The organism is Nonomuraea pusilla (assembly GCF_900109355.1).
Classification (GTDB): Bacteria; Actinomycetota; Actinomycetes; order Streptosporangiales; family Streptosporangiaceae; genus Nonomuraea; species Nonomuraea pusilla.
This window is the reverse complement of the sequence record NZ_FOBF01000003.1, coordinates 115615-137444: the sequence shown is the minus strand read 5'-3', so window position 1 is coordinate 137444 and position 21830 is coordinate 115615. Positions and strand designations below refer to the sequence as shown.

The following is a 21830-nucleotide window of genomic DNA, read 5'->3' as shown; positions in this document are numbered from 1 at the left end:
CCCGAGCGCCCGGTGGCCCGGTCAGGGGCGGGCGCTGAGCCTGGCGTACGCGGCGGGCGGCATGCCGATCGCGGCGGTGAAGTCGCGCGTCAGGTGGGCCTGGTCGGTGTAGCCCAGCTCGGCGGCCAGCGTGGCGAGGTCGAGCCCCTGGCTCACCCGCTCAGCGGCCTCGTGCAGGCGGAAGCGGCGGATCACCCACTTCGGCCCGGCGCCGACGTAGTCGCGGAACAGCCGCTGCAGCGAGCGCACGGAACGCCCCGACCGGGCGGCCAGCTCGCCGACCCTGGTCAGCGACCCGTCGCCCTCCGCCATCGCCACCAGCGCCGCGGCCTCCTCCGCCAGGGGGTCGCGCCGCGGCCCCAGACCCAGCAGGAACGCCTCGACGAGCGCGACCGCCGTCCGCGCGTCAGGCTCGGCCAGCACCCGTTCGACCAGCGCGGCGCCCGCCGGGCCGTACAGCTCGCCGATCTCCACGAAACGGCCGGTCAGCCGCGACACCGGGGCTCCGAGGAACGTCCTGAAGCCGCCGGGGCGGAACCGCGTGCCGAGCACCCGGCCGCCGCCCCGCATCGTGTACGAGAACCCGCCCTTGATCACCCCGGCGACGCGGTGGAAGTCGTCGGTGATCGTCATGTTCACGGTGGGGTGCGAGACGATGCGCTGCTCGTACGGCTCGGCGAGGCCGGTCCAGGTGACGACCCAGAAGTGGTCCACGTACGCGGCCAGGCCGGGCGACGGCGCCAGCCGGGCGAAGTCGAAGGCGTCGAGCCCCGCGTACGGGTCGATCCAGCCGCGCAGTCGCGTTTCTACAAGCCGCGCATCGGGCGGGCGCGGCACCCTGGCTGCCATGGACGACATGGACGACATGATGCCGCTGATGACGAGCGCCACGGAACGGACGGCCGGGCTCGTGCGGGAGGTACGGCAGGAGCAGCTCGGCCTCCCGACGCCGTGCGAGACGTTCGACGTCAAGGACCTGATCAACCATCTGGAGTGGGTGGCGGAGCTGTTCGAGTCGCTGGCGCGCCAGGGGCCGAGGACGGAGCAGGGGCCCTACGCGGGCGACTTCCCCGAGCGCGTGGAACGCACGCTGGCCGCCTGGGCGCGACCCGAGGCGTGGCAGGGCGCCGGCCCGGCCATGGGACTGCCGATGACGGTGCTGGCCCACATGTACCTGGTCGACATGGTGGTGCACGGCTGGGACCTGGCCAGGGCCCTCGGCCAGGAGTACGCGCCCGACTCCGCGGCGGTCGCGCGGGCCGAACGGTTCACGGACGAGATGGCCGAGATGGGCCGGCGGCGCGGCGCGTTCGGCCCGCCGGTGCCGGTGGCGGAGGACGCGCCCCCGTTCGACCGCCTGCTGGGCCTCGTGGGCCGCGACCCCGCCTGGACCACCTGAGCCCGCGCCGGGTTTGCCCCGTCGAGCACAATCCAGCCCTACGACTAGGCATTCCTGTGTGATGATGCGAATGCCGACAGTGCAAGACCGCCGACGTGGGGCTGGAGGAGGACTGTGGAAGTACTTATCCTGCTGGCGCTCATCCTGGTAGTCGTCGCGATAGTGGAAGACTCCGGCAGTGGCTCCGGCGGCACCCCCCGCAGCAGCAGCAGGTACAAGGACAGGTACATGAGGCGGTTCCAGCGGAGGCAGGAGCAGGAGTTGGAAAGGCACCTGAGGAAGTTTCGGGAGTCCGAGGGGGGCGCCGGCTACGGGGGGAGCCGGGGCGACAGTGGCTTCGGTGGAGATGGCGACGGCGGCGACTGACCGCTCTTGATCGGCTCGACAGGACCTCCGTCGCGGGTGGGGGCCGCGTGCGTCGCGACGTCGCCTGCACCGCCTGAGCTCGCGCCGCCGGGTGGGGGCCGCGTGGCCGGGCTGTGGGCGGCCGCCTAGGGTGGTCCCCGGAGGCCGGGCGGTGCCGCCTGCTCCGGGCGTCCACGGCACGGAAGCCTCGGCGTTCCTGAGCGGCGCCGCCCGCCGCGGGCGTCCGCGGGCGTCCACGGGCGTGGAAACCGGGGCGGAAGAGGCCGGGCGTTAGCGGGCGAGAGCGTCGCGACGGCGGTCCGGGCCTCCACGGGCGAGAGAGGGACGTACCCGGCCGCACGGGTACCCGCGGGTGAGGACAGGAGCGGCGAGGCGTGACCGGGACGTGGTGGTGGGACCTGGCCATCGGGGTGGCCGTGGCGCTGGTGGTGTCGTGGGCGGCGCTCGTGGTGACGCTGGCCGTGGTGCGTCCGCGCGGCGGGCTGCTGCAGGAGTCGCTGCGTCTCCTGCCGGACGTGCTGCGCCTCGTCCGCCGCCTGGCGGCCGACGGCAGCCTGCCGCGCGGCGTCCGGGTACGCCTGGGGCTGCTGCTGGCGTACCTGGCGTTCCCGATCGACCTGATCCCCGACTTCATCCCCGTGCTGGGGTACGCGGACGACGCCATCATCGTCATGGCCGTGCTGCGGTCGGTGGTGCGCCGGGCGGGGCTGCCCGCGGTGGAACGCCACTGGCCCGGCACGCCGGACGGCTTCGCCGCCCTCACCCGCCTGACCGGCCTCTCCCGCTGGACCCCCACCGCCTGAAGCCCCACCCCCCTGACGCTCCGCCGCCCTGCCCGCCGCTGCCCGGCGCGGCAGGGGTGGCGGCCGGTCAGCGGCCGAGGAAGGTCAGGAGGCGGTGCAGGGGCCAGGTGTTGATGACGTCGTCGGCGGTCAGCCAGGCGCGCTGGGCGATGCCGATGCCGAACCGCTGGTGCTCCAGGTGCGGGATGGCGTGGGAGTCGCTGTCGATCGCGAACTTCACCCCGTGGTGCCTGGCCAGCCGCACCAGGTCGGACGGCAGGTCGGACCGGTCGGGGTAGGAGTCGATCTCCAGGGCCGTGCCGGTGCGCGCGGCGGCGCGGAAGACGGCGTCCCAGTCGGCGTCGACGCCGGCCCGCTTGCCGATCTTCCTGGTGGTGGGGTGGCCGATGACGTCGACGTACGGGTTCTCGCAGGCCGCGATGAACCTGCGGGTCATCTCGTCGCGCGACATCGTGAAGTGCGAGTGCACCGAGGCCACGCAGACGTCGAAGCCGCGCAGGACCTCCTCGGGCCAGTCGACGGAGCCGTCGGGCGCGATGTTGAGCTCGGTGCCGTGCAGCAGGCGCATGCCCGGATACCTCTCCTGCAGGCGCGCCAGGCGTTCCCGCTGCTCCAGCGCCTTGTCGAGGGTCATGCGCTGCATCGTCAGGTCGGGGGCGTGGTCGGTGACGGCGTAGTACGCGTAGCCGCGCGCGTGGGCGGCGGCCACCATGTCCTCGAGCGTGGCGATGCCGTCGGTCAGGTCGGTGTGCGTGTGCAGGTCGCCCTTGAGGTCGGACAGCTCGACCAGGTCGGGCAGTTCGCCGCGCAGCGCCGCCCGCACCTCGTCGCCGCCCTGGCGCAGCGGCGGCGGGACGTACTGCATGCCGAGCGCGTCGTAGATGTCCTCCTCCGACTCGGCCGCGATCACCCGGTCGCCGTCGAACAGGCCGTACTCGGAGAGCTTCCAGCCCTTCTTGACCGCCAGCTCCCTGACCGCGACGTTGTGCTCCTTGGAGCCGGTGAAGTACTGCATGGCCGCGCCCCACGACCCGGCGGGCACCACCCGCAGGTCGACCTGGACGCCGGAGGTGGTGCGGACGGACGTCTTCTTGTCGCCGGCCGCGATGACCTCGGCGACGTACGGCTGCGCGCGGAAGTCGGCCATGATCGACGGCGGGGCCACGGCGAGGATGTCGATGTCGCCGATGGTGTCCTTCATGCGCCGCAGCGACCCGGCGTGGCCGATGCGCTCGGCCCGCAGGGAGGCCATGACCTGCTCGGCCAGGGCGGTGGCGATGCCGATGTGGACCCTGCGGCTCGACTGTTCGAGCTGCTCGATGCCCTTGAGCAGGTTCGCCAGGGTCTTGGGGCCGAGCCCCTTGACGCCGTCGAGCCGCCCGGAGGCGATGGCCTCGCCCAGCGCCGACGTGGAGTCGATGCCGAACTCCTCGTACAGCATGATGGCCGTCTTCGGCCCGAGCGAGGGGACCCTGGTGAGCCGCCGCACCCCCTCGGGCACCCGCGCCCGCAGGTCGTCGAGCTGGCGGAAGCTGCCGCGCTGGAGGAACTCCTCCATCTTCTTGGCGATGGCCTCGCCCACGCCCGGCACGCCGCGCACGTCGACGGCGGCGATGTCGTCGGGGAACCCGGCGATCGCCTTGGCCGCCTTCTGGTAGCTGCGCACGCGGAACGCGTCGCCGCCGCTCAGCGCGAACAGCTCCGCGTACTCCTGCAGCGCCGCCGCCGCCTCGTCATTAGCCCGCATGCGCCCACCTTAGAGCCCGCCCCCGACAGTCCGGCACGCCAGACGAACCCTCGCGGCGGCGCCGTCCCGTGGAGCGGCGGAGCCGCGCTCATTGAGATCCAACCGAGTCGCAAGCCGGGATCCCGATCCTGGCGGGCATGAGAACGATCACCATGGCCTGGCCTGCGGCCGTGCTCGCGCTGACCGCGCTGCTCACCTCCCCTGCCGCGCCCGCCGCGGCGGCGGCCCCCGCCGGCCGGGACTTCAACGGCGACGGCTACAACGACCTGGCCGTCGGCACCCCCGCCGCGCCCGGCCCGAACGGCACCACGGGCGCCGCCACGATCCTGTACGGCGGACCGGGCGGGATCGGCGGCCACACCGTGCGCCGGCCCGCGGCCGACTGCAAGAGCGACTGGAACGTTCCCTGCCGGGGCTGGGGCACGGCACTCGCCGCAGGCGACCTCGACGGCGACAGCGCGGCCGACCTGGTCCTCGTCGGCGTCTACCCGAAGACGCAGATCGACTCCTGGAAGTCGGGGTCGGTCAAGACCACCGCCTACCCGTACAGCGGCCCGGGCGCCGTCCTCGGCTCGGGGCTGTCCGTCGGGCAGTTCGACGGGCAGCCCGGCGCCGACGTGGTCGGCGTCGACGACAGCAGCGGGTTCGAGGCCGGCGGCGGCACCTACCCCGCCTCCAGGCTCACCGCCCGCCTCAACGGCGCGGACTGGACCCGCAACGCCTTCCACGACGGCTGGGTCCGGGTCAGGTCCATGGCGACGGGCGACGTCCACGGCTCCGGCAGGAGCCAGATGGCGGTGATCATCAGCAAGTACACCGCCGACGGGCAGGAGGAGGCCCCGTACCTGTGGCTGCTGGACGACCTCACCCGGCAGCCGGCCTCGGTCGAGGACGGCCTGTGGGCCTGGGGCGGCCTGTGCACCACCGCCAACAGGGACGTGCTCGGCTGTCCGAAGAAGGACTCCCGTCTGGCGATGGGCGACGTGGACGGCGACGGGCACCTCGACGTGGTGATGGCCACGCCGAGCAGCCGCGGCCTGCAGATCTGGTACGGCTCCGCGGCGGGCTTCTCGCAGTTCCCCGGGTTCTCCGCGCACGACATCGGCTGGTTCGACGCCGGCGCCATGACCGGGCAGGACCTGGCGGTGGGTGACGTCAACGGCGACGGCGCGGCCGAGATCGTCCTGGGCGCCCCCAAGGCCGCCTCAGCCGGCCGGGCCGACGCGGGCGCGGTCGTCGTGGTGCCCGGGTCCAAGTCCTCGCCCCGCGGCCCGGTGCTGTCGGCCGCGCGGATCGTCACCCAGGACGGGATGGGCTCCGCCGACCCCATCGGGGAGCAGTCGCAGGCGGGCGACCTCTTCGGCGCGTCCGTCAGGGTGCTGGACGTCACCGGTGACGGCAAGGCCGAGGTCGTCGTCGGAGCCCCGGCCAAGAACGGCGGTGCCGGCATGCTCGTCGTCCTGCGCGGATCGGCCTCCGGGGTGTCCGACGCGGGCGCCCAGGTCTTCCATCCCGGCCAGTTCGGTCTCGACTCGCCGCAGACCGCTTTCGGCGGGATCCTGCCTCTCTGAGGCTCGGCGGGCGCGCCGGGCGAGGACCGCCCATGAGTCCGCGCGCCCGCCGTGCGCGGCGGCGCTTCGCGCCATGACCGCTAGAAGCGCACCTCGCGCGGCCGGTACGGCTCGGCCAGGAACGCGAGCTCCTTGTCCGACAGCGACACCTCGACGGCGGCCACGGCGTCGTCGACGTGCCGGTCCTTGGTCGCGCCGACGATGGGCGCGGTCACGGTGGGCTGGTGGAGCACCCAGGCGAGCGCGATCCGGGCGGGCGGCAGCCCGCGCTCACGGGCGAGCTGCGCCACCCGGTCGAGGATCGCGCGGTCGTTGTCCGGCTCGTACAGGAAGTCGATCCTGGCGTCGGAGCCGGTGCGCGCGGTGGAACCCCCGGCGCCGGCCCCGGCCCTGGCCAGGACGCCCCGGGCGAGCGGGCTCCACGGGATGACGCCCACGCCCTGGTCGGCGCACAGCGGCAGCATCTCGCGCTCCTCCTCCCTGTACAGGAGGTTGTAGTGGTTCTGCATGGTGACGAACCGGGTCCAGCCGTTGCGCTCGGCGACGTGCTGCGCCTTGGCGAACTGCCACGCCCACATGGTGGAGGCGCCGATGTAGCGGGCCTTGCCCGCCTTGACCACGTCGTGCAGCGCCTCCATCGTCTCCTCGACGGGCGTCTCGTCGTCCCAGCGGTGGATCTGGTACAGGTCCACGTAGTCGGTGCCGAGGCGGCGCAGCGAGTCGTCGATGGCGGCGTGGATGCGGCGGCGCGACAGTCCGCGGTCGTTCACGCCCCTGCCCATCGGGAAGTAGACCTTGGTCGCCAGCACGTAGTCCTCGCGCCTGGGGAAGATCCGGCGCAGGACGCCGCCGGTGACGACCTCGCTGTGGCCCGCGCTGTAGACGTCGGCGGTGTCGAAGAAGGTGACGCCCGCGTCGGCGGCCCTGCGGACCAGCGGCTCCGCCTGCTCCTCCGGCAGCGCCCACTCCTGCCTGGACGGGTCGCCGTAGCTCATCATGCCGAGGCAGACGCGTGAGACCTTCAGCCCGGTGTTGCCCAGTCGCACATACTCCATGCCGCCCACCTTACGAGGGCGCGTTCGCCGCGGACCCGGGGCCTCCCGCCGTCACAGGCCCGAGCGGGGCGTGATGATCGTCACGCCGGGCACGGACCCCATCGCGGCCAGCGCCTTGCCCGCGTCGGCCAGCCCGATCGTCCTGGTGACGAGCTGGTCGGGGTGCAGCACCCCGGCCCTGATCATCTCCAGCATCGGCGGGTACGCGTGCGCGGCCATGCCGTGGCTGCCGAGCAGCCGCAGCTCGTGGGCGATCACGGGGCCCATCGGCACCGGCGTGGGGCCGCCGGGGAGCAGGCCCACCTGGACGTGCCTGCCGCGCCGCCGCAGGCTCTCGACGGAGGCGGCGCAGGTCGCGGCGCTGCCCAGCGCGTCGAGTGACAGGTGGGCGCCGCCCCTGGTCAGCTCCCTGACCTGGGCGGCGGCGTCGCCGGCCGAGGCGTTGACGAAGTGGGTGGCCCCGGCCTGCTCGGCCAGGCGCAGCGCGTCGCCGCTGACGTCCACGGCGACGACCCGCGCCCCGGCGGCCGTGGCGATCATCACGGCGGACAGCCCGACGCCGCCGCAGCCGTGCACCGCCACCCACTCGCCCGGCCGTACCCCGCCCACCTGCGCCACGGCGCGGAACGCGGTGGCGAACCTGCAGCCGAGCCCGGCGGCGGTGGCGTAGGCCATGTCCTCGGGGATGGCGACGAGGTTCACGTCGGCGTGGTCGATGGCGACGTACTCGGCGAACGACCCCCAGTGGGTGAAACCGGGCTGGGTCTGCCGCTCGCACACCTGCTGGTCGCCGGTGGCGCAGGCGGCGCAGGAGCCGCAGGCGCACACGAACGGGACGGTCACGCGGGCGCCGGGCCGCCAGCCCCGCACGTCGGAGCCGACCGCCTCGACCACGCCCGCGAGCTCGTGCCCGGGGACGTGCGGCAGCGCCGTGATGTCGGGGTCGTGGCCCTGCCAGCCGTGCCAGTCGGAGCGGCACAGCCCCGTGGCCTCGACTCTGATCACTGCCCCGTGCGGGGCGGGCGTGGGGTCGGGCAGCTCCCGCAGGTCGAGCTCCCCACCGAAGACGTCGAAGGCAACCGCGCGCATCTCATGAGCTTAGAGGGCGTTCCCGCAGGTCGCGCAAGCCCCGGCAGGAGGGGGAGCCCGCCCCGCCGCGCCCCTCGGCGCGGCACGCCCGCCCGCAGCCCGCCCCCCAGCGCCCCGGCAGGTGTCAGCACCCCCTTCTCGGTCAGGAGGGGGTGATGGGACGCGATATCGACAAGGAACGGTTCTCCGAGGCGGAGTACGCCACGTTCGGCGAGCGGCTGCGCGACCAGCTCGGCGTGCTGCGCGAGCTGCTCGGCACGCCGGGTTTCGGCGAGGGCCCGGCGACGATCGGCGCGGAGCTGGAGTTGTTCCTCGTGGACGCGCAGGGCAGGCCGCTGTCGCGCAACGACGAGGTGCGCGAGGCGCTGGGCGACCCCCGCGTGGTGCTGGAGCTGGGCCGCTACAACCTTGAGGTCAACCTGACGCCCCTGCCGCTGTCCGGCGCGCCGTTCGAGGCGCTGAGCGGAGAGGTGCAGGAGGCGATGACCAGGGTGGACGCGGCCGTGTGGCGCGCGGAGGAGGGCGGCGGCGCGCTGCCGATCGGCATCCTGCCGACCCTGGACACCGCCGACTTCACCCGGCGCGCGATGAGCGACCAGAACCGTTACCGCGCGATGAGCAGGGGGATCAGGCGGCTTCGGCTGGAGCCGTTCCTCGTGAAGATCGACGATCTGGAGCTGTCGGTCGAGGACGTCATCCTGGAGAGCGCCAACACCTCGTGGCAGGTGCACCTGCGCACCCCGCCGGGGCGGTTCGCCCGGTTGTTCAACGCCGCGCAGCTCGCGATCGGCCCGGTGCTGGCCGCGTGCGGCAACTCGCCGCTCTTCCTCGGCAGGCGGCTGTGGGAGGAGACCCGCATCGCGCTCATGGAGGAGGCGGCGGACGACCGCGACGTGGAGCGGCTGCACCGGCCCGACGGGCGCGTCACGTTCGGCTCCGACTGGGTGCGTGAGGGCGCGTACGAGCTGTTCGAGCGGTACGTCGCCGACTACGACCCGATCGTCCCCGAGCTGACCGAGGGGGCGCAGCCGCACGAGGTGCCGGAGCTGCGGCTGCACCAGGGCACGATCTGGCAGTGGAACCGGCCGGTCTACGACCCCGCCGACGGCGGGCACCTGCGGATCGAGATGCGGGCGCTGCCCGCCGGGCCCTCGTGCGCGGACATGGCGGCCAACACGGCGTTCCTGCTGGGTCTGACGCTCTCGCAGGCCGAGCGGGACCTCACCGGCTACCGGTTCGCGGAGGCGTACCAGAACTTCTACCGGGCGGCGATGCACGGGCTGGACGCGAAGCTGTCGTGGCCGGGGCACGACGGCGGCATCCACGCCGCCGACCTGGTGCTGAGCCTGCTGCCGGAGTCGCGGGCCGCGCTGCTCGCGGCCGGGGTGTCGGCGCGCGACGCCGACCGGGCGCTCGGGATCGTCGAGGAGCGCACGCGCCTGCGCCGTACGGGGGCGGCCTGGCAGCGGGAGACGCTGGACCGGCTGGGCGGCGACCGGGGCGCGCTGGTCCGCCGCTACCGCGAACTGGCCCTGTCGGGTTCGCCGGTGCACACGTGGGAATAGCCGCAACCTTCGCCTGACAGGATCCGTCTAACCGATTCCAAGGACGGGGAAGCGAGGACCACATGGCGGGGACGGGGATGGCGCCCACGGACACGGCGCCCTTCACCTTACGGCGGGCCACCGGGACGCTCGCCGAGTCGGCGGCGAAACTCGCCGGAGACATCGGCGCCACCAGCGTCGAGGCGCTGCTGGCGCAGGCCAACAGGACGGCGGTCCGCAGGGGCGCCTCCGCCACGATGGGCGGGATGAAGCCCAGGCCCGCCGACTGGTACGCCTTCGACGTCAAGGACCAGGCCACCCCCGACTGGTACCCGCAGGGCGTCACCTGCGGCGAGGAGTCGGGCGCGTTCGGGGCGCCGGTGTTCCTCGTGACCTGGTACTTCAAGCCCGACGCGGGGGAGCGCGGCATCCGCGTCAGCTTCCTCAGCCCGCAGACGCTCAGGTACCGGCACGCGCTGCTCGTGCAGGCCACGCCCGACGGCTCGTACGCGCCGATCGATATCCACGCCGGTGGCGTGGCCTGCCACGGGCACCTGCTGTACGTGGCCGACACGGTCAGGGGCCTGCGCGTGTTCGACCTGGCCAACCTGCTCGACCTGCGTACCGTGCAGAACGACCTGGGCGACCCGGCGCGCGCCGGGCGCGCCGACGGCAGGTTCCACGCGTTCGGCTACCGCTACGTGATCCCGCAGACCGACTTCTGGCGGGTCGCCCAGCCGGGGGCCAGGTTCTCGTTCGTCTCGGTGGACCGCAGCGGGCCCGCCCCCATGCTCGTCACGGGCGAGTACCTGGAGGACGACCCGGGCGGCCGGGTGGCGCGCTGGCCGCTCGGCCTGGAGGGCGGGGCGCCCGCCGACGCGTACGTGCTGGGGCAGCCGAAGGTCCAGGGCGCGCTGTCGTGGGGCGGGCGGTGGTACATGAGCCAGGCGGCCGACGCGGCCACCAACGGGAGGCTGCTCGTGCACGACGGCGGGCGGGTGGCGGCCAGGCCGTACCCGATCGGGCCGGAGGACCTGACGGTGCAGGACGGGCGGCTGTGGAGCGTCACCGAGTTCAGGAACAAGCGGGTGGTCTTCGGAGTCGCCCTCTGACGGGCGGGGCTCGCTGGGGGCGGGCTCAGCCTTTGAGGTGGCGCTGCAGCAGTTCGCGGTAGCGGCGGTCGAAGTCGTCGTAGCGGGCGCGCAGCCGGGCGCCCGGCCAGTCGCCGGGCAGCAGCTCCGCGGGGAGCAGCGGGTCGGCCAGCAGGTGCCGCAGCACGGCGGCCGACACGAGGAAGCCCTCCGCGAGCCCCTCGGCCCGGTCGAGGGCCCGTTCCAGTGCGTGCGCCTCGGCCGCCCACCCGTCGAGGTCCCACAGCAGCGGGGTGGGGTCGGTGTGCGGGCGGCCGTCGATCAGGGTGCACTGCGCGGTGACGACGTCCGGCCACCGCCGGACCAGGTTGGCCGGGCGCATCCAGGTGCCCTCGCGCAGCTCGGCCAGCCGCAGCGCGGTCATGGCGTGGCGCAGCGCGGCCCGGTCGGCGGGCGCGCGCCGTTCCGCGGTGACGACGGCCACCTCCCAGGCGCCGTCCCACGGCCTGGTGTGCGGGTCGCGGCTCTCGTCCTGCCTGGCCTGCCGCTCGACCAGCCGGGACGACAGCGTGTAGTGACCGTCGCGCTGGGTCAGGTCGCCCGCGGCGACCATGCGCGACAGCGCCACGCGCACGGTGCCCTCGGCGATGCCGAACAGCGCGCCGATGCGCACCAGGTGGCGGGCGGGCAGGCGGGGCGGGTGGCTGCCGAGCAGCGCGCTCAGCACCGCCGACCTCGCGCTCAGATTGTTACGCTCTTCCATCGCGTGTCGAGTATATGTAACACTCGCGGTATGGGGCGCTACCGCTATCTCACCGAACCCTTCGACCGCAGCGACCGCTACGCGACGGAGCGCTACCAGGGCGCGACCGGCCGCAACTGGTGGACCTGCGATCCCACGCTGCGCCTGCTCATGCGGCGCCACCTGGGCGACGGCTACGCCTGGGCCGAGCCGCGCCTCGAACGGCTCGGCGCGCTCATGGGCGGGCTCGTCGCCGAGTGCGCCGAGGAGACCGACCGCAACCCGCCACGGCTGGAGAAGTACGACAAGTGGGGCAGGGACGTCAGCGAGGTCGTCATGCCGCCGTCGTTCCACACCGCCCGCCGGGCGCTCATGGAGGACAACTTCACCGCGCCCGCCTTCGCCGAGGAGGCCAGGGCGCACGGCGCCGACCCCGCCGCGCTCGGCGCCGCCTGGACGTACCTGCTCGACCAGGCCGACATCGGCATGGGCTGCGCGCTCGGCACCGGCGGCGACATGGTGGTCTCCCTCGCCGAACGGCACGCGCCCGACGACGTCAGGGAACGCGTCCGGGAGATCTTCGCCGACGGCTTCTACTCCGGCGAGGCCGCCCAGATGTTCACCGAACGGACCGGCGGCTCCGATCTGGCCGCGCTGGAGGCCACGGCCGTCCCGGCGGGCGACGCGTGGCTGCTGTCCGGGTTCAAGTGGTTCGCGTCCAACGCCAACGGGTCGGCGTTCGTCGTGCTCGCCCGGCTGCCGGAAGGCGACGTCGCCCCCTTCCTCGTCCTGTGGGAGCGCCGCGACGGCGCGCGCAACGGGGTGCGCATCAGGCGGCTCAAGGACAAGCTGGGCACCCGGTCGGTCGCCTCGGCGGAGGTCGAGTTCGCCGACGCCGAGGCGTTCCTGCTGGCCGGTCCAGGCTCGGGCTCCGGGCTGGGCACGATGATGAAGCTCACCAACGTCGCCCGCCTCGGCGTCGCCATGATGGGCCTCGGCGTGGCCAGGCGCGCCCTCGTCGAGTCGATCTGCTACGCCCGCGCCCGCGAGGCGTTCGGCCGGCCGCTCGCCGAGCAGCCGCTCATGCGCCGCAAGCTGGCCGAGCTGATCGTCGAGGTCGAGGCCGTCCAGGCCCTCGTGTTCGACGGGCACCTGGGGCCGCGGCTGCGCCTCGCGCCCGCTCTCGTCAAGCTCCGCGCCGCCAGGCTCGGCGTCACCGCGGCGAGCGACGCGATCGAGGTGCACGGCGGCAACGGCTACATCGAGCAGTGGCCCGTCGCCAGGCTGCTGCGCGACGCCCAGGTCAACCCCGTCTGGGAGGGCGGCGACAACATCCTGTGCCTCGACGTCCGCCGCGCGATGCTCAAGGAGCAGGCCCACCTGCCGTTCCTCGACCGGCTGCGCGGGCTGGCCACCTCGGGGCTGGTGCGGGCGCGCGTCGAGGACCTCGCCAAGGCGATCGAGGCCTGGCACGGCCTGGACGCCGCCGTCGCGGAGGAGCGGCTGTACCCGCTCGCCGGGTTCATGGCCGACGTGTACGCCGCCGCCCTGCTGGAGGACCAGGCGACGTGGGGGCTCGACGACGGGCGCAAGGCCCTCGTCGCCCGCCTGTACGCCGAGGCGCACCTGGCCGACCACGGCCCGCTGCGCGGCATCGACTCCCCCGGGAGCGGCCTGGGCGGCGACGTCTTCGACACCCTCGTGGCGGGGGCGTTCACGTGACAGGCGGCGCACGACACGGCGGCGCACGCGGCGGCATGTGGGGCGGCGGCGCGCCGGGCGGTGGCGCACGCGGTGGCGCGCCGGACGGTGGCGTGCGGGGAGTGGCATGACCGGGGCGGCCGTGCGTGCCGAACGCCGCGGCGCCGTCACCACCGTCGTGCTCAGCAGGCCCCACGCGCGCAACGCCGTCGACCGCGCCACGGCCGAGGCGCTGGCGGCGGCGTTCCGCGCGTTCGAGGAGTCCGACGCGGCCGTGGCCGTGCTGTGGGGCGAGGGCGGCACGTTCTGCGCGGGCGCCGACCTGAAGGCGCTCGACAACCGGGTCGCCGAGGACGGCGACGGCCCGATGGGGCCGACCAGGATGCGGCTGTCCAAACCGGTCGTCGCCGCCGTCGCCGGGCACGCCGTCGCGGGCGGCCTTGAGCTCGCCCTCTGGTGCGACCTGCGGGTGGCGGAGGAGGACGCCGTGTTCGGCGTGTTCTGCCGCAGGTGGGGGGTGCCGCTGATCGACGGCGGCACCGTCCGCCTGCCGCGCCTCGTCGGCGCGTCCCGGGCCATGGACATGATCCTCACCGGACGTGCCGTGGGCGCGAGGGAGGCGTACGAGATCGGGCTCGCCAACCGGCTCGTCCCCACGGGAACGGCCAGGGAGCACGCCGAGGCGCTGGCCGCCTCGATCGCGCGGTTCCCGCAGGACTGCCTGCGCGGCGACCGGCTTTCGGCGCTGGAGCAGGAGGGACTGACGGAGGAGGCCGCCCTGGCCCAAGAGCTGCGTCACGGCCTGGCGTCACTGCCGGGTGCGCGGGAGGGCGCCGCCAGATTCACGGCAGGCGAGGGCCGCCACGGGGCCTGAAGCGCGGCGAGTGCCGTCACGGCGGGTGGAGGGGAGGGCCGAGGGTCACGGGTGGCGGGTTCTCGCGACCTCGGCGGCCGCCGCGCGGAAGGCGGCCACCGCCTCGTCCTGGTCAGGACGCGCCGTGGACCTGGCCGACCTGACGATCACCACCTGGTGCTCCGGCGAGACGTAGACGTACTGCCCGCCGAACCCGGCGGCCATGAAGTCGCGCCCGCCGTCGCCGCCGAGCCACCAGTGCAGCCCGTACCGGGGGTTGGCCGCCGAGGACGGCCGCGTCGACTCCGCCACCCACGACGCCGGCACCACCTGCCGCCCGCCCGCCCTGCCGCCACGCAGGTAGAGCAGGCCGAACCTGGCGAAGTCCCGGTCGATGGCGTGGTAGCAGCAGTAGCCCCGGCTGTCGCCGCGCCCGTCCGCGTCGACCCGCGCCGTGGACGCCATCCCCGCGGGCCGCCAGATCCTCGACTCCACGTACCGCTCGTAGGGGACGCCCGTGGCGGCGGTGACCAGCCAGGCGAGCACGAAGGAGTTCATGCTCGCGTACTCGAACCTGCTGCCGGGCTCCCGGCCGCGCTCCTGCCGCGCCGCGATCCTCCGCAGCGACGCGCCCCGGTTCGCGGCGGCCTGGACGCGAGGCACGTCCCTGCCCTCCGTCCACCTGATGCCGGACGACATCCGCAGCAGGTCGCGGATGGACACACCGTCGTAGCCGGACCCGGCCAGCTCGGGCAGGTACGCCGTCACCGGCTCGTCGATCGATCGGATCCGTCCCTCGCCCACGGCGACGCCGACCGCGGCCGACGTGAACGACTTCGCCACCGACCAGGACTGGAACCTGGTGGCCCGGGTGGCGTCCGTGTAGCGCTCGGCCACGATGTCCTGACCGTCCTTCGCGTCCAGGACGACGAAGCCGTTGGTCCCCGTCCGGGCGAGGAAGTCGTCGAGCGTGCGCCGCTCGCCCCCGTAGGTGTAGGACACCGCGAGCGGGCGCGGCCTGCTCCGCAGCTCGACGGGGTGCGCCGAGGGCCGCAGCACGTGGAAGGCGGTCGCCGGGGCGGACGCGGTCGCCGGTGCGGCTCCCGGGGTCAGGACGAGCGCCGTCGCCAGCGCCGTCGCCAGTGCCGTCGCCAGCGCCATGGCGCTCGCCCGGCGGGCGGAACGGCGGGGGGAGAGGATGGGCATGATCGCCTCCTGCGGGTCACGGGAAGTACGCGGAAGCGGGATCATGGCGGACGTTCTTGGCAGTTCTCTGGCAGAGCCCCCGTACGGGCGCGCGGTGTCACGCCTCCAGCCAGGCTCCGGCGCCGTGCGGGCGGGCGGCGCCGTCCCCCGGCACGGCGGGCGGCACGGCGGGTGGCACTGCGGGTGGCACTGCGGGTGGCACTGCGGGTGGCACTGCGGGTGGCACGGTGGGCGGCACTGCGGGGCCGGGCAGGCGGACCTCCACGCGGGTGCCTCCGCCGGGCGGGCTGGTCAGCGTGACCGTGCCGCCGTGGAGCGCGGCCTGCTGGCCCGCCAGGGTGAGGCCGAGTCCCGAGCCGGGGCTGCCCGGCCGCCGGTGGAAGCGGGCGAAGACCCTCTCGCGGTCGTCCGGCGGGATGCCGGGCCCCGCGTCCTCGACGGCGAGGACGACGCCGTCGCCGTCGCCGTCGCCGTCGCGGGCCAGTGTCACGCCGATCTCCGCCCGCCCGCCCCCGGCCACGCGGCCCTCCAGGGCGCCGTCACCGTCGGGGGCGGTGCGCGCGCCGTGGAGGGCGGCGTTGTCGAGCAGGTTGTCGGCGACCAGGCGCAGCCCCTCCGCCCAGCCGCGCACCTCGACGTCCCCGCCCACCGACGCGGTGATCAGGGCGTGCGGGTGGCGGCGGCGCGCGTCCTCCACGGCCGCCGTGACGATCCCGGAGAGGTCGGCGCGGCCGAAGGACGCCGGGTCGAGCAGCTCGCCGCGCGCGAGCTGGCGCAGCATGGTGATCAGCCGCTCGATCCTGCCCTGCTCGGCGTCGAGGTCGGCGATGATCTCGGCCCGGTCGTCCTGTCCGAGGCCGGGGTGGTGGAGCAGGGCGAGGTTCGTGCGCATGCTGGTGAGCGGCGTCCGCAGCTCGTGGGCGGCGGTGGCGGCGAAGGCGCGCGCGGTCTCCAGCGCCTCGCCGGTGCGGGCGACGGCCGCGTCGCGCCGGTCGAGCAGGTCGTTGAGCAGCCGGGCCAGCTCGTTGATCTCGGTGACCCTCGCCGTGGTCGTCAGGCGGGCGCCGGTGCGGGCGGGCGTCCCGATGGCGCGCGCCTGCCGGCCGAGCCTGGCCAGGGGCCGTACGGCGAACCCGCCGAGCGCCACCCCCGCGACGGCCCCGACGGCCGCGGCGATCAGCGTGACGGTGACGAGCCGCCTCCCGAGGAGCCTGACCTGCGCCGCGAGACGGTCCTCCGGGTCGAACACCCACAGCCGGGCGGCGCCGTCGCGCCCCAGGGCGGCGGACACGTACCGCCACCGTCTGCCTCCCTCGGCGAAGCCGGCGGGACCCGCGGCGGGCGGCGCGGGCAGCGCGCGGGGCACGTCGCCGACGGCGAGCGGCGTGCCGCCCGGCACCTCGACGTACACGCCGCCGGGGCTGCCCGAGCCCTGGGCGGCGGCGGTCACGCGCTGCTCCAGGACGTCCGCGGGGACGTCCGGCAGCGCTGCGGCCCGCCACGCGAACGAGGCGGCGGCCGGCGTGAGGGCGTGCAGCCGCGCGGTGAGCTGCGCGTCGCGCTCGGCGCGCAGGTCGCGCGAGAAGAGCCCCAGCACGGCCAGCCCGGCGAGCGAGACCAGCAGCGGCAGGGCGACGGCCAGGCAGAGCGCGAAGCGGATGGACAGCCTCACGGTCCGGGCTCCCGCAGGACGAACCCGACGCCACGCACGGTGCGCAGCATGCGCGGCTCGCCCGCCGCCTCCAGCTTGCGCCGCAGGTAGCCGACGAAGGTGTCGACGGCGTTGCTCGTGACGTCGAAGTCGTACCCCCAGACGCGTTCGAGCAGGACCTCCCTGGACAGCACGAGACCGGCGTTGCGCGCCAGCACCTCCAGCAGGTCGAACTCGCGCCTGGTCACCTCGACCTCCCTGGCGCCCATGGTCACGCGGCGGGCTCCGGGATCCACGGCCAGCGGCCCGACGCGCAGCGCGGAGCCGGGGGAGCGGCCCGCCCGGCGCAGCAGCGCGCGCAGCCGCAGCACCAGCTCGCCCAGGTCGAACGGCTTGACGACGTAGTCGTCGGCTCCGGCGGCGAGCCCCGCCACCCGGTCGGCCACCTCGTCCATCGCGGACAGCATCAGCACCGGCACCTGCGACCCGGCCGCGCGCAGCCGCGCGCACACCTCGATCCCGGACGGTTCGGGCATCGACACGTCGAGGACGACGGCGTCCGGGTCGCCGTCGCGCACCCGTTCCAGCGCGCTCCGCCCGGAGCCGGCGGTGTCGACGGCGAACCCCTCCAGCCGCAGCCCCCGCCCGAGCGAGCGGAGGATGGCCGGGTCGTCGTCGACGGCGAGGATCCGGTAGGGGGCCATCGCCGCAGTGTACGACGGGCCTTCCGTCCTTCAGGGGGACTGTCGGAGCCGCGGCGTATGGTGACCGTATGCCTGACATCGAGGTCGCCGGACACGAGGTGCGCGTCACGAACCCGGACAAGGTGGTCTTCCCGCAGTCGGGGCACACCAAGCTCGACCTGATCCGCTACTACCAGGCGGTCGGCGAGGCGGCCCTGCGCGCAGTCCACGGGCGGCCGATGATGCTCAAGCGGTTCGTGCACGGCGTCGAGCAGGAGGCGTTCTTCCAGAAGCGGGCCCCCGCGAGGCGCCCGCCCTGGATCGAGGTGGCCGAGCTGCGCTACCGGTCGGGGCTGAGCGCGGAGGAGGTCGTCTGCACCGACCTGGCGCAGCTCGTGTGGGTGGTCAACCTCGGCTGCGTCGACCTCAACCCGCACCCGGTGCGCTCCGACGACCTCGCCCACCCCGACGAGCTGCGCATCGACCTCGACCCCCTGCCCGGCGTGCCGTGGTCCGACGTGCTGGCCACGGCGCAGGTGGCCAGGGAGGTGCTGGCCGATCACGGTCTGGTCGCCTGGCCCAAGACGTCCGGCTCGCGAGGCTTCCACGTCTACGCCAGGATCGAGCGGCGCTGGCCGTTCCCGGCGGTGCGCAAGGCCGCCGAGGCGGTCGCGCGGGAGGTCGAGCGGCGCGCCCCCGGCCTGGCCACCAGCCGGTGGTGGAAGGAGGAGCGGCACGGCGTGTTCGTCGACTTCAACCAGAACGCCTACGACCGCACCGTGGCCTCGGCGTACTCGGTGCGCGCGGTGCCCGACGCCCGCGTGTCCACGCCGCTCGCCTGGGACGAGGTGCCGGGCTGCCACCCCGAGGCGTTCACCCTCGACACCGTGCCGAAGCGCCTGGCCGAGCTCGGCGACCCGTGGGCGGACCTCGACCTCCACGCCGGCTCGCTCGACGGCCTGCTCGAGCTGGCCGAGCGCCTCGGCCCCGCGCCGAAGCCGCCGAAGGGCACGGGCCGCAGGCGCCAGACGAAACCCGTCATCGAGATCGCCAAGGCCGAGCACAGGCACGAGGCGATGGCGGGGTTCGAGCGGTGGAAGGCCAGGCACCCGGGGGCCGCGGCCCTGCTGCGGCCCGCCGACGTGCTGGTCGACGCCATGCGGGGGCGCAGCAGCGTCTGGTACCGCATCAGGGTCAACCTGGAGCACGTGCCGGAGGCGGAGCGCCCGCCGCAGGAGCCGCTGGAGGTCGACTACGACCCCTGGCACTGACCGCGCCGGCGCGCTCCGGCCGCTCGGGGGCGCTCCGGCGTGCTCCAGGGCGCCTCAGCGGCCGGCGATGAGGTTCGCCAGCCGCGCGTACGGCGAGGTGGTGGTGCCGCGCTCGTTCTCCCGCCGGTCGGCGGCGCGGAAGAGCGTGTAGATGAGCTGCACCCCGGCCCAGCGCAGCGGCTCCGGCTCCCACTGCCGCACCTGGCGGCCCACCCAGGGCAGCCGGGTCAGCTCGGTGTCGCGGCGCAGCACCAGGTCGCGCAGGGTACGCCCGGCCAGGTTCGTCGTGGTGACGCCGCTGCCGACGTAGCCGCCGGCCCAGCCGAGCCCGGTGGCGTGGTCGAGGTGCACGGTCGAGCACCAGTCGCGGGGCACGCCGAGCACGCCGCACCAGGAGTGCTGGATCCGCGCGTCGGCGGTGGCGGGGAACAGCTTGACCAGCATCCTCCACAGCAGCGCCGCGGTGGCGGCCTGGGTGGCGCCCCTGACGTCGGTGCGGGAGCCGTACCGGTACGGCACGCCGCGCCCGCCGATGGCGATGCGGTCGTCGGCGGTGCGCTGCGCGTAGATGTAGGCGTGCGCCTCGTCGCCGAGCAGCTCGGAGCCGGCCCAGCCGATGTGCTTCCAGACGTCGGCGGGCAGCGGCTCGGTCACGATCATGCTGCTGTTCATGGGCAGCCACTGCCGCCGCTGGCCGGCCAGGCTCGCGGTGAAGCCCTCGGTGGCGCGGATGACGTACTCGGCGGTGACCACGCCGCGGGCGGTGACGGCGGCCGCCTCGACACCGCCTCCGCGCGGCCTGATCTCGGTGACGGTGGTGTTCTCGAAGACGTCCACGCCGAGCCGCGTGACGGCCTCGGCCAGGCCCACGGCGAGCTTGGCGGGCTGGATCCTGGCGCAGTGCGGCGAGTAGGCCGCTTCCAGCGTCCCCGCGACCTGGATCCGTTCGCGCTGCTCGGAACGGTCCATGAGGCGCATGTCCTCCTCGCCGTACCCCCAGGAGCGCAGGTCCTCCACCTCGGCGCGCAGGCGGCGCCGCTGGGCGGGGTTCGTGGCGGCGCGGATCATGCCGCCCTTGTGGACGTCGGCGTCGATGCCTTCGGCGCGGGCGACGGCGATGACCTCGTCCACGGCGGTGAACATGGCCCGCTGGAGCTCCACCATGGCCTGCTTGCCCCGCGTCTTGGCGTGCCGCTCGCGCGACCCGGCGAACTCGGCCGACAGCCAGCCGCCGTTGCGCCCGGACGCGCCGAACCCGGCGAACTCCTTCTCCAGCACGGCGATCCGCAGGCCGGGCTCGGCCTGCTTGAGGTAGTACGCGGTCCACAGCCCGGTGTAGCCGCCGCCGACGATCGCGACGTCGTACTCGCGCGGGCCGGGCAGGCCGGGGCGCCGCGCGGGCAGGCCGATCTGCCGGTACCAGAACGAGACGCCGCCGTTGGCGAAGTCGTCGGTCAGGGGGATGCCTTTCATCGTCAGCATCTTCAGCACATGCTCCACATCGGGCTAGTCGGACGGCGTCGGCGGGCTGATCACCCAGAGGACCTCGGCGGTCTCGTCCCCCTCGTTGACCACCCGGTGGGGGACCGACGTGCGGTACTCCAGGCTGTCGCCGGGGCCGAGCGCGTGGTCGGCGGCGGCTCCCGGCGGGCCGAGCGAGAGGGTGACCCGGCCGCTCAGCACGAGGAGGAGCTCCTGCGCGTCGCCGTGCGTGTACGGCTCGGCGCCGGTGGAGGCGCCCGGGTCGAACTCGGCCGCGTACACCTCCAGGTTCCGCAGGGGGCGCTGGGAGATCAGGTACTTGCGGGTGCCGGGCGCGGTGCGCAGCTCGGGGCGTTCGGCGCGGCGCACGACGCGGGGTCGGACCTCGTCGTCCTCGGCGAACAGGTCGGCCACGGTGACGCCGAGGGCGGAGGCGATGCGGCGCAGCATGCCGATGCTGGCGCCGGCTCGGCCGCGTTCGAGCTGGCTGACGAAGCTGGGGCTGGCCTGGGCGGCGGTGGCGAGGGCGCGCAGCGTCATCCGGCGCATCGTCCGGTACGCCCGGATGCGCGGCCCTACGTCCGTCATCGAACCTCTCGATCAGCACCACTGAACAAAGTGTTCAATGACGGTACATATACCGAAGAAACCCCAGCAAGGGGGCTGAAGGTAACGAATCAGCCTCTCGTGGGGCGCTGGTAGCCCTCGTCGCCGCCGTACACGTGGACATTCGGATCCTGCTCCGGCTGCGTGGACGGGCTCGTCGGCGAGGCGGTGTGCTCGTCGGCGAAGTCGTCGGACGGCACCGGCGCGGGACGCAGGTAGTCGTACCAGGTCGTCGTGCCCTGCGGCGTGGCCGTCGTGCTGAGCGCCCCCGCCCGCTGCGCCGCCGCGAGGCGCCCGGGGAAGCGCATCGGCACGATCACGCGGCGCAGGCCGCGCGCGGCCAGCCAGTCCCTGGCCAGCTCGTCGGTGCCGAGCACCTCGGGCCCGCCGAACTCGACGGGCCGCAGCGCGGGACGGTCGCCGACGAGCGCCACCAGCCGCTCGGCCGCGTCGCGGGCGTGCACCGGCTGCCAGGCGACGCTCCTGTCCACCGGCACCACCGGCAGCGAGGAGAACTCGCGCAGCAGCCGGTCGAGCCACTGGTGGAACGGGGTGAGCCGCAGGATCGTCCAGTCCGGGCCGCCGTCCCTGACCAGCTGCTCCGCCTGCAGCTTGTCCTTGAGGAAGCCGACCGGGACGCGGTCGGCCCCGACCACCGACGTGAACAGGACGTGCGCCACGCCCTCGCTGCGGGCCGCCTCCAGCAGCGTGCGCGTGCCCGCGAGGTCCACGCCGCGCGGGCCGCGCCCCTTGCGGCCGCCCGTCGCCAGGTGCGCCACCGCGCGGATGCCGCGCACCGCCTCGGTGACGCCGTCGCCCGAGGCGAGGTCGCCCCACGCCCACTCCACCCCGTCGCGGTTCTCGCGCTTGGTACGGCTCAGCGCCCGCACCTGGTGGCCCGCCCGTACCAGCGCGGGCACGACGAACCTGCCCAGCGTGCCGGTTGCTCCCGTGACGAGAATGCGCATGA

The 21830-nt window shown here is 74.5% G+C and carries 20 protein-coding genes; 9 read left to right on the top strand and 11 right to left on the bottom strand.

What is annotated here, in order from left to right:
• Positions 1-21: 21 nt before the first annotated feature.
• Entirely contained in the window at positions 22-858 is an 837-nt protein-coding gene (locus tag BMX74_RS06655) for a helix-turn-helix domain-containing protein (protein ID WP_218153904.1), read from the bottom strand.
• On the opposite strand from BMX74_RS06655, the gene BMX74_RS06650 reads away from it, so the two are divergent.
• The 3 genes from BMX74_RS06650 to BMX74_RS06640 all read left to right on the top strand — a co-directional run bounded on the left by BMX74_RS06650 (position 848) and on the right by BMX74_RS06640 (position 2568).
• Positions 848-1399 (top strand): TIGR03086 family metal-binding protein, encoded by a 552-nt coding sequence (locus BMX74_RS06650; protein ID WP_176573462.1) that lies wholly within the window; start codon positions 848-850, stop codon positions 1397-1399. The genes BMX74_RS06655 and BMX74_RS06650 overlap by 11 nt on opposite strands.
• A 114-nt stretch (positions 1400-1513) precedes the next feature.
• Positions 1514-1765: a hypothetical protein gene (locus BMX74_RS06645; RefSeq protein ID WP_055505700.1), complete on the top strand. Its 252-nt coding sequence runs from the start codon at positions 1514-1516 to the stop codon at positions 1763-1765.
• 374 nt (positions 1766-2139) lie between these two features.
• Positions 2140-2568 carry a YkvA family protein gene (locus tag BMX74_RS06640; protein ID WP_055505699.1) on the top strand — a complete coding sequence of 143 codons (429 nt, stop codon included), beginning with the start codon at positions 2140-2142 and terminating at the stop codon, positions 2566-2568.
• Positions 2569-2635: 67 nt separating this feature from the next.
• On the opposite strand, the gene polX is transcribed toward BMX74_RS06640, so the two are convergent.
• Entirely contained in the window at positions 2636-4315 is a 1680-nt protein-coding gene (gene polX, locus BMX74_RS06635) for a DNA polymerase/3'-5' exonuclease PolX (RefSeq protein ID WP_055505698.1), read from the bottom strand.
• A gap of 137 nt (positions 4316-4452) precedes the next feature.
• On the opposite strand from polX, the gene BMX74_RS06630 reads away from it, so the two are divergent.
• Complete coding sequence (locus tag BMX74_RS06630; protein ID WP_091099057.1) at positions 4453-5886, top strand: FG-GAP-like repeat-containing protein; 1434 nt, start codon at positions 4453-4455, stop codon at positions 5884-5886.
• An 80-nt stretch (positions 5887-5966) separates the two neighbouring features.
• Here the strand turns inward: BMX74_RS06630 and BMX74_RS06625 are convergent, their stop codons facing one another.
• Positions 5967-6941, bottom strand: a complete 975-nt coding sequence (locus tag BMX74_RS06625) for an aldo/keto reductase (RefSeq protein ID WP_055505696.1) — start codon at positions 6939-6941, stop codon at positions 5967-5969.
• A 51-nt stretch (positions 6942-6992) separates the two neighbouring features.
• Positions 6993-8030: a zinc-dependent alcohol dehydrogenase family protein gene (locus BMX74_RS06620; RefSeq protein ID WP_055505695.1), complete on the bottom strand. Its 1038-nt coding sequence runs from the start codon at positions 8028-8030 to the stop codon at positions 6993-6995.
• Positions 8031-8185: 155 nt separating this feature from the next.
• On the opposite strand from BMX74_RS06620, the gene BMX74_RS06615 reads away from it, so the two are divergent.
• On the top strand, positions 8186-9595 hold the full coding sequence (locus BMX74_RS06615; RefSeq protein WP_091099056.1) for a glutamate-cysteine ligase family protein: 1410 nt from the start codon (positions 8186-8188) through the stop codon (positions 9593-9595).
• Between the two features lie 62 nt (positions 9596-9657).
• Complete coding sequence (locus tag BMX74_RS06610) at positions 9658-10686, top strand: hypothetical protein (protein ID WP_143078574.1); 1029 nt, start codon at positions 9658-9660, stop codon at positions 10684-10686.
• Positions 10687-10711: 25 nt separating this feature from the next.
• Here BMX74_RS06610 and BMX74_RS06605 read toward each other — a convergent pair whose 3' ends face one another.
• A complete protein-coding gene (locus BMX74_RS06605) occupies positions 10712-11428 on the bottom strand; it encodes a PaaX family transcriptional regulator C-terminal domain-containing protein (protein ID WP_091099053.1) in 717 nt (238 codons plus the stop codon).
• A gap of 30 nt (positions 11429-11458) precedes the next feature.
• On the opposite strand from BMX74_RS06605, the gene BMX74_RS06600 reads away from it, so the two are divergent.
• Positions 11459-13129, top strand: coding sequence for an acyl-CoA dehydrogenase family protein (locus tag BMX74_RS06600; protein ID WP_055505691.1), 1671 nt, complete (start codon positions 11459-11461; stop codon positions 13127-13129).
• 106 nt (positions 13130-13235) lie between these two features.
• Positions 13236-13982, top strand: a complete 747-nt coding sequence (locus BMX74_RS06595) for a crotonase/enoyl-CoA hydratase family protein (protein ID WP_091099052.1) — start codon at positions 13236-13238, stop codon at positions 13980-13982.
• A 45-nt stretch (positions 13983-14027) separates the two neighbouring features.
• Here BMX74_RS06595 and BMX74_RS06590 read toward each other — a convergent pair whose 3' ends face one another.
• The 3 genes from BMX74_RS06590 to BMX74_RS06580 all read right to left on the bottom strand — a co-directional run bounded on the left by BMX74_RS06590 (position 14028) and on the right by BMX74_RS06580 (position 17522).
• Positions 14028-15167: a serine hydrolase domain-containing protein gene (locus tag BMX74_RS06590; RefSeq protein ID WP_256256804.1), complete on the bottom strand. Its 1140-nt coding sequence runs from the start codon at positions 15165-15167 to the stop codon at positions 14028-14030.
• 97 nt (positions 15168-15264) lie between these two features.
• Positions 15265-16839, bottom strand: a complete 1575-nt coding sequence (locus BMX74_RS06585) for a sensor histidine kinase (RefSeq protein ID WP_177227264.1) — start codon at positions 16837-16839, stop codon at positions 15265-15267.
• Positions 16836-17522: a response regulator transcription factor gene (locus BMX74_RS06580; RefSeq protein ID WP_091099049.1), complete on the bottom strand. Its 687-nt coding sequence runs from the start codon at positions 17520-17522 to the stop codon at positions 16836-16838. Before BMX74_RS06580 ends, BMX74_RS06585 begins: the two co-directional genes overlap by 4 nt.
• 68 nt (positions 17523-17590) lie before the next feature.
• Between BMX74_RS06580 and ligD the strand changes: the two genes are divergently transcribed.
• Complete coding sequence (gene ligD, locus BMX74_RS06575; protein WP_091099047.1) at positions 17591-18772, top strand: non-homologous end-joining DNA ligase; 1182 nt, start codon at positions 17591-17593, stop codon at positions 18770-18772.
• A gap of 54 nt (positions 18773-18826) precedes the next feature.
• Here the strand turns inward: ligD and BMX74_RS06570 are convergent, their stop codons facing one another.
• The 3 genes from BMX74_RS06570 to BMX74_RS06560 form a co-directional block, all read right to left on the bottom strand.
• Positions 18827-20245: an NAD(P)/FAD-dependent oxidoreductase gene (locus tag BMX74_RS06570; protein WP_091099502.1), complete on the bottom strand. Its 1419-nt coding sequence runs from the start codon at positions 20243-20245 to the stop codon at positions 18827-18829.
• Positions 20246-20278: 33 nt separating this feature from the next.
• Entirely contained in the window at positions 20279-20842 is a 564-nt protein-coding gene (locus tag BMX74_RS06565) for a helix-turn-helix domain-containing protein (RefSeq protein ID WP_055505687.1), read from the bottom strand.
• Positions 20843-20931: 89 nt separating this feature from the next.
• Positions 20932-21828, bottom strand: a complete 897-nt coding sequence (locus tag BMX74_RS06560; RefSeq protein WP_091099045.1) for an SDR family oxidoreductase — start codon at positions 21826-21828, stop codon at positions 20932-20934.
• Between the last annotated feature and the right edge of the window lie 2 nt (positions 21829-21830).